The sequence below is a fragment of the Limnohabitans sp. 63ED37-2 genome (assembly GCF_001412535.1).
Taxonomy (GTDB): domain Bacteria; phylum Pseudomonadota; class Gammaproteobacteria; order Burkholderiales; family Burkholderiaceae_C; genus Limnohabitans_A.
Map to the genome: position 1 here is coordinate 2637807 of NZ_CP011774.1, position 14835 is coordinate 2652641.

16 protein-coding genes are annotated in these 14835 nt (G+C 60.6%); 2 read left to right on the forward strand and 14 right to left on the reverse strand.

The features are described from left to right. Positions 1–38 precede the first annotated feature (38 nt). From L63ED372_RS12335 to L63ED372_RS12360, 6 genes are all read right to left on the reverse strand, one after another. Positions 39–935: a zinc-ribbon and DUF3426 domain-containing protein gene (locus tag L63ED372_RS12335; RefSeq protein ID WP_062406208.1), complete on the reverse strand. Its 897-nt coding sequence runs from the start codon at positions 933–935 to the stop codon at positions 39–41. 69 nt (positions 936–1004) lie between these two features. Continuing rightward, complete coding sequence (prmA, locus tag L63ED372_RS12340) at positions 1005–1901, reverse strand: 50S ribosomal protein L11 methyltransferase (protein ID WP_062406209.1); 897 nt, start codon at positions 1899–1901, stop codon at positions 1005–1007. A gap of 5 nt (positions 1902–1906) precedes the next feature. After that, the gene (accC, locus tag L63ED372_RS12345) at positions 1907–3256 is read right to left on the reverse strand and encodes an acetyl-CoA carboxylase biotin carboxylase subunit (protein WP_062406210.1); all 1350 of its coding nucleotides are present in this window, start codon (positions 3254–3256) and stop codon (positions 1907–1909) included. Between the two features lie 15 nt (positions 3257–3271). Next, entirely contained in the window at positions 3272–3730 is a 459-nt protein-coding gene (gene accB / locus L63ED372_RS12350) for an acetyl-CoA carboxylase biotin carboxyl carrier protein (protein WP_062406211.1), read from the reverse strand. A 159-nt stretch (positions 3731–3889) separates the two neighbouring features. Continuing rightward, entirely contained in the window at positions 3890–4450 is a 561-nt protein-coding gene (locus L63ED372_RS12355) for a TlpA disulfide reductase family protein (RefSeq protein WP_062406212.1), read from the reverse strand. Further along, positions 4447–5031 (reverse strand): hypothetical protein, encoded by a 585-nt coding sequence (locus L63ED372_RS12360; protein WP_062406213.1) that lies wholly within the window; start codon positions 5029–5031, stop codon positions 4447–4449. Before L63ED372_RS12360 ends, L63ED372_RS12355 begins: the two co-directional genes overlap by 4 nt. A 71-nt stretch (positions 5032–5102) precedes the next feature. On the opposite strand from L63ED372_RS12360, the gene mpl reads away from it, so the two are divergent. Continuing rightward, on the forward strand, positions 5103–6482 hold the full coding sequence (mpl, locus tag L63ED372_RS12365; protein WP_062406214.1) for a UDP-N-acetylmuramate:L-alanyl-gamma-D-glutamyl-meso-diaminopimelate ligase: 1380 nt from the start codon (positions 5103–5105) through the stop codon (positions 6480–6482). Between the two features lie 69 nt (positions 6483–6551). Here mpl and L63ED372_RS12370 read toward each other — a convergent pair whose 3' ends face one another. The 8 genes from L63ED372_RS12370 to L63ED372_RS12405 all read right to left on the reverse strand — a co-directional run bounded on the left by L63ED372_RS12370 (position 6552) and on the right by L63ED372_RS12405 (position 13905). Then, entirely contained in the window at positions 6552–7673 is a 1122-nt protein-coding gene (locus L63ED372_RS12370) for a 3-deoxy-7-phosphoheptulonate synthase (protein WP_062406215.1), read from the reverse strand. A 252-nt stretch (positions 7674–7925) separates the two neighbouring features. Continuing rightward, positions 7926–9386, reverse strand: a complete 1461-nt coding sequence (gene tldD, locus L63ED372_RS12375) for a metalloprotease TldD (RefSeq protein ID WP_062406216.1) — start codon at positions 9384–9386, stop codon at positions 7926–7928. Between the two features lie 92 nt (positions 9387–9478). Beyond that, positions 9479–10366 (reverse strand): NAD(P)-dependent oxidoreductase, encoded by an 888-nt coding sequence (locus L63ED372_RS12380; RefSeq protein ID WP_062406217.1) that lies wholly within the window; start codon positions 10364–10366, stop codon positions 9479–9481. After that, entirely contained in the window at positions 10363–11550 is a 1188-nt protein-coding gene (gene rodA, locus L63ED372_RS12385) for a rod shape-determining protein RodA (RefSeq protein WP_062406218.1), read from the reverse strand. The genes L63ED372_RS12380 and rodA overlap by 4 nt, the downstream gene beginning before the upstream one ends. Before the next feature lie 6 nt (positions 11551–11556). Next, positions 11557–12558: an NAD(P)H-dependent glycerol-3-phosphate dehydrogenase gene (locus L63ED372_RS12390; RefSeq protein ID WP_062406219.1), complete on the reverse strand. Its 1002-nt coding sequence runs from the start codon at positions 12556–12558 to the stop codon at positions 11557–11559. A 25-nt stretch (positions 12559–12583) separates the two neighbouring features. Next, on the reverse strand, positions 12584–13063 hold the full coding sequence (secB, locus tag L63ED372_RS12395; RefSeq protein ID WP_062406220.1) for a protein-export chaperone SecB: 480 nt from the start codon (positions 13061–13063) through the stop codon (positions 12584–12586). A 132-nt stretch (positions 13064–13195) separates the two neighbouring features. Continuing rightward, positions 13196–13456 carry a glutaredoxin 3 gene (gene grxC, locus L63ED372_RS12400; RefSeq protein WP_062406221.1) on the reverse strand — a complete coding sequence of 87 codons (261 nt, stop codon included), beginning with the start codon at positions 13454–13456 and terminating at the stop codon, positions 13196–13198. Positions 13457–13503: 47 nt separating this feature from the next. Next, the gene (locus L63ED372_RS12405) at positions 13504–13905 is read right to left on the reverse strand and encodes a rhodanese-like domain-containing protein (protein ID WP_062406222.1); all 402 of its coding nucleotides are present in this window, start codon (positions 13903–13905) and stop codon (positions 13504–13506) included. 128 nt (positions 13906–14033) lie between these two features. On the opposite strand from L63ED372_RS12405, the gene gpmA reads away from it, so the two are divergent. Beyond that, positions 14034–14771 carry a 2,3-diphosphoglycerate-dependent phosphoglycerate mutase gene (gpmA, locus tag L63ED372_RS12410; protein ID WP_062406223.1) on the forward strand — a complete coding sequence of 246 codons (738 nt, stop codon included), beginning with the start codon at positions 14034–14036 and terminating at the stop codon, positions 14769–14771. The last annotated feature ends 64 nt before the right edge of the window (positions 14772–14835 follow it).

Below are 14835 nucleotides of genomic sequence, written 5' to 3' on the forward strand. Positions count from 1 at the left end.
GCTTTTTTCATTCTGGATGGCGGCCGAACCGGCCCAGGTCAAGGGTAGAAACTGAGCAAGCGGTAATCTGTGAACACCAGCTCTGGTGACACCTGAACCTTCAAGCTGCCGGACCAGGACTGGCCCGGTGACAAGGTCGGTGGTGCGCCGGTCTGTGCAGGCAAGAGCACAGTGCGCAAGACCAGCTTGCCTTGTGGATCCATCAAACTCAGCTCCAGGGCCGTCATGCCCAATACACTGCGCGTGGTGTTGCGCACGGACCAAGTCAGAACATGGTCTTCACTGCGCTGCACGAGGCTGGAACTGTCGATGACCACACCCTCTGCGTCACGCAAAGGGCTGATTTCACAACCCAAGGACTGGCACACCTGGCGCACCGCCGGTTCACTGGCTGGCCACGCCGCCACAATGGCATCTCTTTGGAGGTAAGCCAGATGCAGCACCAACAATAAACCCAAGCTCAACAAGCCCCATGCTGCAAGCCATGTCTTGGAGGCCGCAGGAGCGGTGACTTTTTCTGTCTGTTCCGAGGGCTCCATCACCCAGGGCTCAGACTTGAAACTGGACAAAGCACTTTCAAAAGCGGCCAACTCGGCTTGCGCGTGCCGTGTTTGAACAGGCTTGTGGTGGTCTTCCTTTTTCTTCAGAAAATCATCGAGTGCGATGCGCTCAGCCGAATCAGCCACGGCGTCGGGCGCCTCCTGCAAAGCCTGCGTTGTGCTCAAAGCGCCTGCATCGGGTGCATCAGGCAGCGGCACAAAGTCAGGTGAACGAACTGGCTCGGCAAGCGTTGGTGACCAGCGCAGTACAAGTCCGGTGCTGTCAAAAACATGGTTGCAGGCGCCGCATCGCAACCAGCCTTTGGCAGCTTGCAGGTGGGCGTCCCCCAGCTGATAAACCGTGGTGCACGAAGGACAGCGGGTGATCCTGTTCATGGCCAGATTGTAGACAGGCTCATGCAGGACTTGAGGGTAGGCGTTGTCCGGGCCACGCCAATGGCCGCTTCAGGCGGAATGAGCCACCGCCTTGGCGGTCATCAAAATCCAACCCTCTTGGGTGTCGGCCACTTCGAGGGCCAGCCAAGGCGCGTAAGCGGCTTTGAGCTCCTCGGCCTGCCGCTCAAGGATACCGGCCAAGACCAAATGGCCACCAGGCGACACATAAGAACACAACAATGGGGCCAACACCTTCAAGGGTGTGGCCAAAATATTGGCCAAGACCGTCTGGTACTGGCCCTGTGCTTTGTCGGGCAGGCCCGCCTTCAACTGCACACCATTGGCCTGCGCATTCAACTCGGTCGAGGTCACTGCAGCGTCGTCAATGTCGACGGCATCGATGTCCAGGGCGCCGTATTTGGCCGCACCGATGGCCAAAATGCCCGAGCCACAACCGTAGTCGAGCACACGTTGCCCCTGCACGCCATGCTGCGCAATCCAGCGCAGGCACATGCGGGTGGTGGGGTGGGTACCGGTGCCAAAAGCCAAACCCGGATCGAGACGGATGATTTGGCGGGCTTGTTTGGGCGGTTCGTGCCAGGTGGGGACGATCCAGAAATCAGGGGTCACCTCGACGGGCGCAAACTGCGACTGGGTCAAGCGCACCCAGTCTTGGTCTTCCACGGTCTGGATGCCCAACAACTGGCAGTCCTCAAAAAAGTCTTGCGCACCCAGCAAAACCGCCGCCTCCTTGGCCGCGGCTTCTTGGGCAAACAAGGCCACCATGCGCGAACGCTGCCAGCCGTCTTTGGGCGGGGGCATGCCCGGCTCGCCAAACAGCGCTTGTTCGGCAGGCGTCTGGGCATCAGCATCTTCGACCGACACGCTCAATGCGTCCAGGGCATCGAGCGCATCACTCAGCACGTCCACCCGGTCTTCGGGGCACAGCAAGCTCAGTTCATACATAAAGGTCAGCGCTTGTGTTGACTCAGCCAATGTTCCAAATAATGGATATTGGTGCCGCCTTGCATGAACTTGGCGTCCACCATCAACTCGCGGTGCAAGGGGATGTTGGTGCTGATGCCTTCGATCACGGTTTCATTCAAAGCGGTTTGCATGCGGGCCAAAGCCTGCTCGCGGGTGTCGCCATGCACGATCAGTTTGCCAATCATCGAGTCGTAGTTCGGCGGCACAAAGTAATTGTTGTACACGTGCGAATCCACCCGAACACCGGGCCCACCCGGCATGTGCCAGGATGTGACGCGGCCGGGCGAAGGTGTGAACTTAAAGGGATCTTCGGCGTTGATGCGGCATTCAATGGCATGACCCCGGATCTGGATCTGCTTTTGGGTGAAAGGCAACTTCTCACCGGCGGCGACCATGATCTGCGTCTTAACGATGTCCACACCCGTGACCCACTCGGTCACCGGGTGCTCGACTTGCACACGGGTGTTCATCTCGATGAAATAGAACTCGCCGTTTTCGTAGAGGAATTCAAACGTGCCCGCCCCGCGGTAGTTGATCTTTTTGCAAGCGGCCACACAGCGCTCGCCAATCTTGTCGATCAGCTTGCGTGGAATGCCGGGTGCAGGGGCTTCTTCGATCACTTTTTGGTGACGCCGCTGCATCGAACAGTCGCGTTCACCCAAATACACCGCGTTGCGGTGCTTGTCGGCCAAAATCTGGATCTCGACGTGGCGGGGGTTCTGCAAGAACTTTTCCATGTAGACCGCAGGATTGCCAAAAGCAGCACCGGCTTCGGCCTTGGTCATTTGTACCGCGTTCACCAGGGCTGCCTCGGTGTGCACCACACGCATGCCGCGACCACCGCCGCCGCCCGCGGCCTTGATGATGACCGGGTAACCCACGGATTTGGCGATGCGTCGGATTTGCACCGGGTCATCGGGCAGCTCGCCTTCGGAGCCGGGCACACACGGCACACCGGCACGGATCATGGCCTGTTTGGCCGAGACCTTGTCGCCCATGATGCGGATCGACTCGGGGGTGGGACCAATGAACTGGAAACCGCTTTTTTCAACCCGCTCGGCAAAGTCGGCGTTCTCGCTCAAAAAGCCGTAGCCAGGGTGAATCGCTTCGGCATCCGTGACTTCGGCGGCCGAGATGATGGCGGGCATATTGAGGTAGCTCAGCGGGGAGGCTGCCGGACCAATACAAACGGCTTCTTCGGCCAACTTGACGTATTTGGCTTCTTTGTCGGCTTCGGAATAGACCATCACCGCTTTGACGCCCAACTCGCGACAAGCGCGTTGGATGCGCAAGGCGATTTCGCCTCGGTTGGCGACCAGGATTTTCTTGAACATGAAATCCCCGTGGCTTTATTCGACGATGAAAAGAGGCTGACCGTATTCCACGGCCTGACCGTTTTCACACAGGATCTGCGTGACGGTGCCGGCTTTGTCGGATTCGATCTCGTTGAGGATCTTCATCGCTTCGATGATGCACAGGGTGTCACCCTCTTTGACCACCGAGCCGATCTGGATGAATGGCGCCGAGCCAGGGCTGGACGAGCGGTAAAACGTGCCCACCATGGGCGACTTGACGGCGTGACCGGCGGGCGCTGAAGCCACCACAGGGGGCGCCTCCACCGCGGGCGCCGCCGGGGCCACCGGGGCAGGGGCTGCGACCACGGGAGCAGCTTGTTGCAACACCACAGGCTGTGCCACCCCCATGCTCTTGACAATGCGGACCTTGCCTTCGGCTTCTGTGATTTCCAGTTCCGACACGTTCGAATCGGACACCAAGTCAATCAGTGTTTTGAGTTTGCGCAAATCCATAGATCCTCCATTGCTTGAGCATGTGTAATGGAGCGAATTTACACCAAATTCTAGTCAAAATACATGAATTTACCTTTTCTTATCCGAATCAGTCTCACGGACAATGGCGTTTCGGCGCTTTTCTCGGGGCCCCTTCGGCAAGGGGCCAAGGGGAATGTCTCAAAGGGTGGCACTGCGCCACTGAAACAAATCATCCGGCGTCAGCTGCCCCATCTTCTGCCGCCAAATGCTGCCATCTGCTTTGAAAAATACTGTAAATGGCAAACCACCCGCCGCATTGCCCAAGGATTTGGCCAACTCCGTGCCCGCCAAACCCGCCATGCCAATGGGGAAACCCAGTGGCTGGCGGTCCAAAAAGCGACGCACAGCACTGGGTTGGTCAATGGCCAAAGCCACCACTTGATGGCCTTTGGCCGTGTTTTCCCGCCAGAAGGCCTCAATCATGGGCAACTCATCGATGCACGGCGGGCACCAAGTGGCCCAAAAGTTCAACAACAGCGGTTTGCCCTGGAAACCGGCCATGGCCAAGGCCTCGCCGGAGGGTGACTCAAATTGCTGACCCCAAAACGGGTGGCTGGCTGCTTGAGCCACGTCCCGAGGTTCAAAACGCCACAAGGCCACGCCGACCCCGGCGACAGCGGCTGCAGCACCTGCCCCCCAAATCAAGTGGCGTCTGGAAGGGGTTGCAGTGGATGGATTCATGCTCGAATTGTCTTTCATGCCGCCATCAGGCGCTCCAAAGCGAGCAAATCCCCCCGGGGCGAGCGGCCTTGTGCATCGGGCAGCAAAGCCCCGCGCAAATCGTCCAGGTCGTAAATGCGCAGGTGCACACCCACATCTTCGTTCAAGGCTTCACAAAAACTGTGCAGACTCAACACCTCCACATCGTCGCCATGCAGGCCACGCACGGTTTGAGTCTCGTAGCGCTGGTTCTGGTTGATCAGGGCAATTTCGGCCGATTTGGGGTCGTCACAAAACAAGGCCAGGTCCACATCGCACAAGCGTGTGGCCCAACCTTGCCAGACCGCACCACCCAGGTGCGGTCGGAATTCAGCCAGGCGCTGCATCCAGACCCTTGCCAATTCGCGCAAGGCCAGCAATTCGCCCGGCTGCGTGTCGGCACAAAACAAGGCGATGTAGTCGCGCACCTCGGCCTCGACCACGTCGTTGGTGGGCAAAGCGGTGCGGGTGGGCAGGCCCAGATCTTTGAGGGCGCGGTGCTTGGCCGGGCCAAAGGCCAAGCCTTCTTCGACCACCAAACGGGCGGCGGTGGCGGCAATTTCAAGGGCAAGGTCGTTCATGGGCACCGATTGTGACCGGCCACAACGGGTCTCAGTTCGGGTTACGCCCGATGGCCCCCTAAAATCCGGGCATGCATATACATATCTTGGGCATTTGTGGCACCTTCATGGGGGGCTTGGCCGCGCTGGCCCGCGAGGCAGGGCATCGGGTTACCGGGTGTGACGCGGGCGTTTACCCGCCCATGAGTGACCAGCTGCGGGCTTTGGACATCGAGCTGATCGAGGGTTTTGACGCCGACCAGATGGCCCTGAAACCCGACATGTACGTGGTCGGCAACGTGGTCAGCCGGGCCCGATTGGCCGACGGCAACCCCAAATTCCCGCTGATGGAAGCCATTTTGGAGGCCGGTGCACCGTACACCAGCGGCCCCCAGTGGCTGTCCGAGCATGTGCTGCAAGGCCGCCATGTGCTGGCCGTGGCGGGTACCCACGGCAAAACCACCACCACCTCGATGCTGGCCTGGGTGCTGGAGCAAGCCGGTCTGCAACCCGGTTTTTTGGTGGGCGGCGTGCCGCTCAACTTTGGCGTCTCGGCCCGGCTGGGGGCTGGAAAGTATTTCGTGATCGAAGCCGACGAATACGACACCGCCTTCTTCGACAAGCGCAGCAAGTTTGTGCACTACCGCCCGCGCACCGCCATCCTGAACAACCTCGAGTTCGACCACGCCGACATCTTTGACGACCTGGCGGCGATTGAGCGCCAGTTCCACCACCTGGTGCGCACCGTGCCCGGCTCGGGCCGTGTGGTGGTCAACGGCCTGGAAGAAAGCCTGACGCGCGTGCTGGCACAAGGCTGTTGGAGCGAAGTTCGAACCTTTGGTGCAGCGGTGAGCGACTTTGTGGCCGAGGGTGAGCCTTCTCAGTTCCAAGTTTTGCAGGCTGGCCAACCGGTGGCCGAAGTGCAATGGGCCATTGGCGGCGTGCACAACCAGCTCAATGCGCTGGCATCCATCGCGGCCGCCGAGCATGTGGGCGTGAGCCCAGCTGTGGCGGCGCAAGCCTTGGCCACATTTGAAAACGTCAAACGCCGCATGGAAGTGCGTGGCACCGTCCAACGCGAAGGGGGTGGCATCACCGTTTACGACGACTTCGCCCACCACCCCACCGCGATCCGCACCACCATCAACGGCCTGCGCCGCCAAGTGGGCCCAGCCCGCATCCTGGCGATTTTTGAGCCCCGCAGCAACACCATGAAGCTTGGCACCATGAAAGCCCAGCTGCCCTGGAGCCTGGAAGAAGCCGATCTGGCCTTTTGCCATTCAGGTGGACTGGGCTGGGACGCAGTTGCGGCGCTTGAACCCATGGGCTCCAAAGCGCAGGTGGGTACCAACATCGACGAGGTGATTGCCCAGGTGCTGGCGCAAGTTCAGCCCGGCGACCACTTGCTGTGTATGAGCAACGGCGGCTTTGGTGGAATTCACACGAAGCTGCTCGCTGCCCTCAACAAGTAAACCCACAAAGACCGCGCACGGGCGCTTGCCGCTTCGAATGCGGTGCCTGCGAAACAGGCACCGACCAGCTCAACGCGAGCGGCGCGCCTTCACCGCATCTGACAGCACCTGCAACACGCCTTCGCTGTCGTCCCAGCCAATGCAAGCGTCGGTGATGCTCTGGCCGTAGGTCAGGTTCGCCACATCGTGCTGGCCAGGCGTGAATTTCTGAGCGCCGTCTTTCAAGTGGCTTTCCACCATGACGCCGAACACTTGCCGCGAGCCGCCGCTGATTTGCGCGGCGATGTCCTTGGCCACGTCGATCTGGCGCTCGTGCTTTTTGCTGCTGTTGGCGTGGCTGCAGTCCACCATCAAAGTGGCGGGCAGCTTGGCGGCTTCGAGTTCCTTGCAGGCCGCGGCCACGCTTTCAGCGTCGTAATTGGGCGCTTTGCCGCCGCGCAAAATCACATGGCAGTCTTGATTGCCTTGGGTCTGCACGATGGCGACCTGGCCATTTTTGTGCACCGACAAGAAGTGATGCCCACGGGCAGCCGCCTGGATCGCATCGGTCGCGATCTTGATGTTCCCGTCGGTGCCGTTTTTGAAGCCGATGGGCGCCGACAGGCCCGAAGCCAGCTCGCGGTGAACCTGGCTCTCGGTGGTGCGGGCGCCGATGGCGCCCCAGCTGATCAAGTCGCCAATGTACTGGGGCGAGATCACGTCCAAAAACTCGCTGCCTGCGGGCAGGCCTTGGCGGTTGATCTCGATCAGCAGCTGGCGTGCGATGCGCAGGCCTTCGTCGATGCGGTAGCTCTCGTCCAGGTAGGGGTCATTGATCAGGCCCTTCCAGCCCACGGTGGTGCGGGGCTTTTCGAAGTACACACGCATCACGATCTCGAGCGTATCGGCGTACTTGTCCCGCAAGGGCTTCAAACGGCGGGCATAGTCCAGGGCGGCGGCCGGGTCGTGGATCGAGCAAGGGCCAATGATGACCAGCAGGCGGTCATCCTGGCCGTGCACGATCTTGGCGATCGATTGGCGGGTTTGGGAGATCAGAGTTTCCGTGGCCGTGCCGGCTATCGGGAAAAAACGGATCAAATGTTCTGGCGGCGGGAGCACGGTGATGTCCTTGATGCGTTCGTCGTCGGTCTGGCCAGTGCGGTCGGCGGCATTCGGATACCAGCTCTCGGGGGCTGCGGTTTTGGCATTCATCGTGGACTCCTCAGATTGAAAAAAACAGGTGAAAAAAAACCGCCGGGCTTTGGGGCTCCGGCGGTGTGTGTCGAGATGTTCGGGTGCTTATGCGCTCGCCTCTCGTCCGCCGGGAACTGAGAACCAAAAATAAAAAAAGTAAAACGCGGTGCGCAAAGACATGGGTTCAATGTATCACAGCTGAATGACAGTTCCTGACAGGCCGATCCGGGGACAAACCCGGAGGGCCTTTTGGGGCATCAGGACTCATGTTCAGGCCGTGCCCCCAACGGTCAGGCCATCGATGCGCAAGGTTGGCTGACCCACGCCCACCGGCACGCTCTGGCCTTCCTTGCCACAGGTGCCCACACCCGAGTCGAGCTTCATGTCGTTGCCGATCATGCTGATCTTCTTGAGCGATTCGGGGCCGCTGCCGATCAGGGTGGCGCCCTTGACGGGGTATTGGATCTTGCCGTTTTCCACCCAATACGCCTGGCTGGCCGAGAACACGAATTTGCCGCTGGTGATGTCGACCTGGCCGCCCGCAAAGTTGGTGGCGTACAGGCCTTTTTTGATGCTGGCCACGATTTCTTCGGCGCTTTTGTCGCCGCCCAGCATGTAGGTGTTGGTCATGCGCGGCATGGGCACATGGGCATAGCTTTCGCGGCGGCCGTTGCCCGTGGGTTTGACGCCCATCAATCGCGCGTTCATCGCGTCCTGGATGTAGCCACGCAAGATGCCGTCTTCGATCAGCACGTTCTTTTGGCTGGCATGGCCTTCGTCGTCCACGTTCAGCGAGCCCCGGCGGTCGGCGATGGTGCCGTCATCCAGCACGGTGACACCTTTGGCCGCCACGCGCTGGCCAATACGGCCGCTGAAGGCGCTTGAGCCCTTGCGGTTGAAGTCGCCCTCCAGGCCGTGGCCAACAGCCTCGTGCAGGAGCACGCCAGGCCAGCCATTGCCCAGCACCACCGTCATCTCGCCTGCGGGTGCGGGGCGGGCTTCGAGGTTGATCAGCGCGGCCGACACGGCTTCTTGCACATAGCTCTCGACCATGGCATCGTCAAAGTAGGCCAGGCCAAAGCGGCCACCGCCGCCACTGCTGCCCACTTCACGGCGGCCGTTTTGCTCGGCGATCACCGTGACCGACAGGCGGATCAAGGGGCGCACATCGGCGGCCAAGGTCCCGTCAGCGCGGGCGACCATCACCACGTCGTATTCGGTGGCCAAACCGGCCATGACCTGCACCACACGCGGATCCTTGGCACGGGCAATTTTTTCCACACGCCCCAGCAGGTTCACCTTGGCCGTGCTGTCCAGGGTGGACATCGGGTCCAGCGAAGGGTAGAGCGAGCGACTGGCCGACACCTTTCGGGCGGGCACTTTGATGCGCTTGTTTAGTGTGGCCTGCGCGATGGTGCGCACGGTCATGGCGGCGTCCATCAAAGACGCTTCGGAGATGTCGTCCGAGTAAGCGAAGGCTGTTTTTTCGCCCGACACGGCCCGCACGCCCACACCTTGGTCGATGCTGAAGCTGCCGGTCTTGACGATGCCCTCTTCCAAGCTCCAACCTTCGGAGCGGGTGTACTGGAAATACAGGTCGGCGTCATCGACAGCGTGGGCCTTGATGGCGGCCAACGCCCGGCTCAGGTGGGTTTCATCCAGCCCAAAAGGCTCAAGCAAGAGGGATCGGGCCGTGGCCAAGCGTTCGATGGTGGGTTCGCGTGAAATCATGGGGTCATTGTAGGCACGGAACAAGACCCTTGCCGAGTCTGGAGAGACAAGCCTCAGACACGGGTCTGATCTTGCCAAGCACAGGGCGCCGCTCAGCGCTGGCGCATGAGTTGCAGCAAAGCCGCGTCATCGAGGTCAGCCCAGCCCTGCTGCAGCGCTTGGGCAAACAGTTCGCGTGCGATGCGGCCCAAAGGGGGGTCAAACGCCACTTCTTCGGCGGCAGCCAGGGCCAGGCCCGTGTCCTTGGCCAACAAACTCACATGGGCACGGGGCACCAGGTCACCGGCCAGTGCGCGGCGCATGCGGTCCGATCCGATCCAGCTTTGCCCGCTGGAGGCCTCGATCACGGAGAGCGTGGCCGCGGGCGCCAGGCCCAAGCGTTCGGCCAGGGCCATGGCCTCGGCAGCACCGGCCAAGTTCACAGCTGCAAGCAGGTTGTTGACCAGTTTGGTGCGTGCCCCATCACCTGCCCGGGTGCCCACGTGAAAGACCTGGTCGCTCAAAGCGTTCAGCAAGTTTTGGTGGTGCGTCCACACGGCATCCGAACACGCCACCATCAGGCTCATGCGGCCCTCACGGGCGCGCACGGGGCCACCGGACATCGGCGCGTCCATGCAATCGACGCCCTGAAGCGCCAAACGCTTGGCCTGCAACTCGACCGTGGCAGGCCCCAGCGTCGGGCACAGCATCACACACTGGCCGGGCTGCAAGTGCGCACCCGCACCTCCCTCGCCCCACAGCACCACATCGGTTTGTGCCGCATCGACCACCGCGACCAGCAACACCCCTTGGGGTGCCAAGACCTGTGCAGCCTGCCCGGCCGAGCTGCAAGGCACTGCCCCCAGCGCCACGGCTTGGGCCTGCGCCCGTGCATCGCTGTCGTGCACGGCCACTGACCAGCCCATATCGCACAAGCGGGCCAACATGGCGCCGCCCATATTGCCTGCACCGACCACCGCCACAGCACTTGAAGGCATCATGTTTGCACCAGTTGTTTCGACTTGGCAATCGACATCAAAATGCCCAGCGCCAGCCCCAAAGTGACCATGGCCGTGCCGCCATAACTGATGAAAGGCAAGGGCACACCCACGACCGGCAAGATCCCACTGACCATGCCCATGTTCACAAAAGCGTAAGTGAAGAAAATCATGGCCATGCTGCCCGCCAACAAACGGCTGAACAAGGTAGGCGCCTGCATGGCAATGACCAGGGCCCGGTAAATCAGGAAGAAAAAGCAGGTCAGCAACACCAAGCCACCCAACAGGCCAAACTCTTCACCCAAGGCCGCAAAAATGAAGTCGGTGGTGCGCTCAGGGATGAACTCCAGGTGGGTTTGAGTGCCCTGCATGAAGCCCTTGCCCCAAAAGCCACCCGAACCGATCGCGATCATGCCCTGAATGATGTGAAAGCCCTTGCCCAAAGGGTCACGGCCCGGGTCCAGCAAGGTGCACACCCTTTGGCGCTGGTACTCGTGCAGGACATGCCAATCCACATCGGGCTGGCACAGGCTGGGCTCCATGATCACCAGCACCACAATGCCCACCAGCCCCAAAACGAAGGGCGGCACTATCCAGCGCCACTTGAGTCCTGCAAAGAAAATCACGGCCAAGCCCGCCGCCAGCACCAGTAAAGAAGTTCCCAGATCCGGCTGCTTCATGATCAGCAACACGGGGATGCCCAAAATCAGCAAAGAAACTGCGAAGTCAAAGGGCCGCAACTGCCCCTCGCGTTTTTGAAACCAAGCCGCCAGCATCAAGGGCAAGGCAATTTTCAGGATCTCACTGGGCTGGATCACGATGCCCAGGTTGAGCCATCGCGTGGAACCTTTTCGGGTGATACCAAACAGCGCCACCGCCACCAACAAAATCACACCGACCGCATACACCGGAACCGCCCAGGCCATCAGCTTGGAAGGTGGAATCTGGGCCACCACCAACATGATGAATCCCGCAATCAACATGTTGCGACCATGGTCAACAAAGCGGGTGCCGTGGTCATAGCCCGAGGAATACATGATCAACATGCCCAAGCAGGCCAGCAAGAAGACTGCGAAAGCCAAGGGCCCATCAAAGCCCTCCAGCAAACGCCACAAGCGCTGCAGCACCGTGGGCTTTTGAATGACGGAGGACGATCTCAGTGGCGCTTGGCGTGCGGTCTTGTGCATGGCAGATCAGGCAAATTCGCCCTTGGGGTCGCGCCCCATCAGGGCCACAACTGCCTCACGGGGACTCAAGCGTGCATCGAGCAGAGCCACCACCGCCTCGGTGATCGGCATGTCGACACCCAAGGCGCGGGCACGTTGCATGACGGTGCGGGCGCTGTACACCCCCTCGGCCACATGCCCGAGCGATGCCACTGCCTGATCCAAGGTCTGGCCTTGGGCCAGCAACAAACCCACTTTTCGGTTGCGGCTGAGCTCGCCCGTGGCCGTCAACACCAGGTCACCCAGGCCAGACAAACCCATGAATGTGTCGCTGTGCGCGCCCAGCGCCAGGCCCAGGCGTGTCATTTCGGCCAAGCCCCGCGTGATGAGGGCTGCTCGCGCATTGAGGCCGAGATGCAGACCATCGCACAAGCCTGTGGCGATGGCCAACACGTTCTTCACAGCGCCGCCCACCTCCACGCCCACGATGTCGCTGTTGGCATAAACGCGCAAAGCTGGACCATGAAAAGCGTGCACCAAGGCGTCACGCACGGGGGCATGAGCACTGGCGGCCACAAGGGCTGTGGGCTGCTGACGCGCCACTTCCAGGGCGAAACTGGGGCCACTCAAAGCACCCGCTTTCAGGTGCGGGGCCACTTGGGCCTGCACCTCGTGCGGCATCAGCCCCGTACCCGACTCCAGGCCCTTGCACAGCCAAACGACAGGTGCTATCACATTGGCCATGGCCGTGAGCGTGGCCCGCAAACCCGCCATGGGCGTGGCGATGACCCACAAGTTGCAGTTGGGCGAAGTCGACAACAAAGAGGCCAATGGGGCCGATGAAATCTCTATCGAATCAGGCAAATCAACGCCTGGCAGGTAACGGGCATTTTGTTTGTCCGTGCGCAAGGCGTCGGCTTGGGCAGCGTCACGGGCGTGCAAAGTGACGGCGTGCCCGCCCGTTTGACGGGCCGCCGCCAATGCCATGGCGGTGCCCCAAGCGCCGGCACCAATGAGGGTGATGTGCATGGTCCGGCTGAACCTCGGGTTCTGCTTACTGCGTGATCGCAGCGGCCTGCTCGGCTTGCTGAACTTGTTGCTGCTCGTACATGGCCTGGAAATTGATCTCGGCCAAGTGCACGGGCGGGAAGCCAGCACGGGTGATCAGGTCGGCCACATTGCCACGCAGGTAGGGGTACACGATTTGCGGGCAAGCGATGCCCATCACGGGACCCATCTGGTCTTCCGGCAGGTTGCGGATTTCGAAAATGCCGCCTTGCTTGCACTCGACCAAGAACACGGTCTTGTCGGCAATTTTGGTGTGCACGGTCGCGGTCACACAAACCTCAAAAACGCCTTCGGCCACGGGTGTGGCTTCCACGCCCAACTGGATGTCCACGCTGGGTTGTTGTTGGTCAAGCAAGATGGCGGGTGAATTGGGTTGCTCCAGCGAAGCCTCTTTCAGGTAGACACGCTGAATCTGGAAAACAGGGGCTTGGGCTTCTGGGCTTGGGGTGACGGCGGTATCGGTCATGGATAAATCTTTGAAAGGGTGGCGCCGAAATCAAACGGGCCTGAGAAATAGAAAGACTGTCAATTATCAGCGATGAAAGCCGAAGCTCAGAGCGGTCAAGGCTTGTGAAAACCCTGAGGACCCGGCTTCGCTTCAGGCTGCTTGAAGCAGGGGCAACAACCCCCCTTTGGCGTCCAGCGCCATCAGGTCATCACAGCCGCCCACATGGGTTTGGCCGATGAAAATTTGGGGCACTGTGCGGCGTCCGGTGATTTGCATCATGTGATCGCGCTGAGCGGGATCGGTATCGATGCGGATCTCTTCGATCTGCTCCACCCCTTTGGACTTGAGAATTTGCTTGGCTCGGACGCAGTAAGGGCAAACAGCGGTGGTGTACATCTTGACGGCGGTCATGGGGATTCCTTGTGGCAATGCGGTGGGAGATGGGTCAAAAAACGGGTTCAGGATTTCTCGGTGGGCATGCTGGCCGCGGTCCAGGCGCGTAAACCACCCGAGAGGGACTGCACGTTCTCAAAGCCGAGTTTGCGTGCGGTCGCTGCAGCGCGGGCCGAACGTGCCCCGACCTGGCACACCATGATGACCGGGGTCGACTTGTTTTTGACCACCTGCGCCAGCTTGTCCTCCAGCTGGCCCAAGGGCAAGTTTTTGGCCCCGATCACATGGCCACGGGCAAATTCATCGGGCTCGCACACGTCGATGACCACCGCTTTATCGCGGTTCATCAGCTGCACCATGGCTTGCGGGTCCAAGCCACCGCCCTTGGTCAACACCGGCAACAGCAAAGCCAAACCCGAAGCCAGCGCCATGGCCAGCAACATCCAGTTATCAATCAGAAAGTTCACGAATCAGACCTTTAGAGGCAAAAAAACAAAGGCCTGATCAAAGGCCAACCAACTCGGATTCTAAAATGACGGACTCCCTCCTTTGTTTTCACCCCATTCTGTGCCCCCTTTTGTGGCCCGATATACCCATGTACAAACTTGTCCTCATTCGCCACGGCGAATCCACCTGGAACCTGGAAAACCGCTTCACCGGCTGGACCGATGTGGACCTGACCCCCACGGGTGTGAGCCAAGCCATGTCGGCGGGAAAACTGCTCAAGGCCGAAGGTTGGGACTTTGACCTGTGCTACACCTCTGTGCTCAAGCGGGCCATCCACACCCTTTGGTACACCTTGGACGAAATGGACCGCACCTGGCTGCCCGTGGTCAAGGACTACCGCCTCAACGAGCGCCACTACGGGGCTTTGCAGGGTCTGAACAAAGCCGATATGGCCAAAAAGTTTGGCGACGAGCAGGTGCTGGTCTGGCGCCGCAGCTACGACACCCCGCCACCCGCCTTGGAAGCCACAGACCCCCGTTGTGAGCGCAGCGACCGCCGCTACCCTGACTCAGCCGTGGTGCCCCTGACCGAATGCCTGAAAGACACCGTAGCCCGTGTGCTGCCGGCTTGGAAGGACAGCATTGCCCCCAGCATCCTGGCAGGCCAGCGTGTCTTGATTGCCGCTCACGGCAACTCGATCCGTGCCCTGATCAAGTACTTGGACGGCATCTCCGAGACCGATATCGTGCACCTGAACATCCCCAATGGCATCCCTTTGGTGTACGAACTGGACAAAGACCTTCGCCCCTTGCGCCACTACTACCTGGGTGACGCCGAGGCCGCCGCCAAAGCCGCTGCGGCGGTGGCCGGTCAAGGTAAAGCCTGAACCTGCTACGGCATTTACAGGAAATTACACGTCAAGCCCCGCGGCGCGGGGCTTGCGGGTGTAT

Coding starts and splice junctions, on each gene's coding strand:
- gpmA (WP_062406223.1), top strand. CDS start 14,034: ATGTACAAACTTGTCCTCATTCGCCACGGCGAATCCACCTGGAACCTG.
- L63ED372_RS12355 (WP_062406212.1), bottom strand. CDS start 4,450: ATGAAAGACAATTCGAGCATGAATCCATCCACTGCAACCCCTTCCAGA.
- mpl (WP_062406214.1), top strand. CDS start 5,103: ATGCATATACATATCTTGGGCATTTGTGGCACCTTCATGGGGGGCTTG.
- prmA (WP_062406209.1), bottom strand. CDS start 1,901: ATGTATGAACTGAGCTTGCTGTGCCCCGAAGACCGGGTGGACGTGCTG.
- L63ED372_RS12390 (WP_062406219.1), bottom strand. CDS start 12,558: ATGCACATCACCCTCATTGGTGCCGGCGCTTGGGGCACCGCCATGGCA.
- secB (WP_062406220.1), bottom strand. CDS start 13,063: ATGACCGATACCGCCGTCACCCCAAGCCCAGAAGCCCAAGCCCCTGTT.
- L63ED372_RS12335 (WP_062406208.1), bottom strand. CDS start 935: ATGAACAGGATCACCCGCTGTCCTTCGTGCACCACGGTTTATCAGCTG.
- tldD (WP_062406216.1), bottom strand. CDS start 9,386: ATGATTTCACGCGAACCCACCATCGAACGCTTGGCCACGGCCCGATCC.
- L63ED372_RS12380 (WP_062406217.1), bottom strand. CDS start 10,366: ATGATGCCTTCAAGTGCTGTGGCGGTGGTCGGTGCAGGCAATATGGGC.
- accB (WP_062406211.1), bottom strand. CDS start 3,730: ATGGATTTGCGCAAACTCAAAACACTGATTGACTTGGTGTCCGATTCG.
- grxC (WP_062406221.1), bottom strand. CDS start 13,456: ATGACCGCCGTCAAGATGTACACCACCGCTGTTTGCCCTTACTGCGTC.
- L63ED372_RS12360 (WP_062406213.1), bottom strand. CDS start 5,031: ATGAACGACCTTGCCCTTGAAATTGCCGCCACCGCCGCCCGTTTGGTG.
- rodA (WP_062406218.1), bottom strand. CDS start 11,550: ATGCACAAGACCGCACGCCAAGCGCCACTGAGATCGTCCTCCGTCATT.
- L63ED372_RS12370 (WP_062406215.1), bottom strand. CDS start 7,673: ATGAATGCCAAAACCGCAGCCCCCGAGAGCTGGTATCCGAATGCCGCC.
- accC (WP_062406210.1), bottom strand. CDS start 3,256: ATGTTCAAGAAAATCCTGGTCGCCAACCGAGGCGAAATCGCCTTGCGC.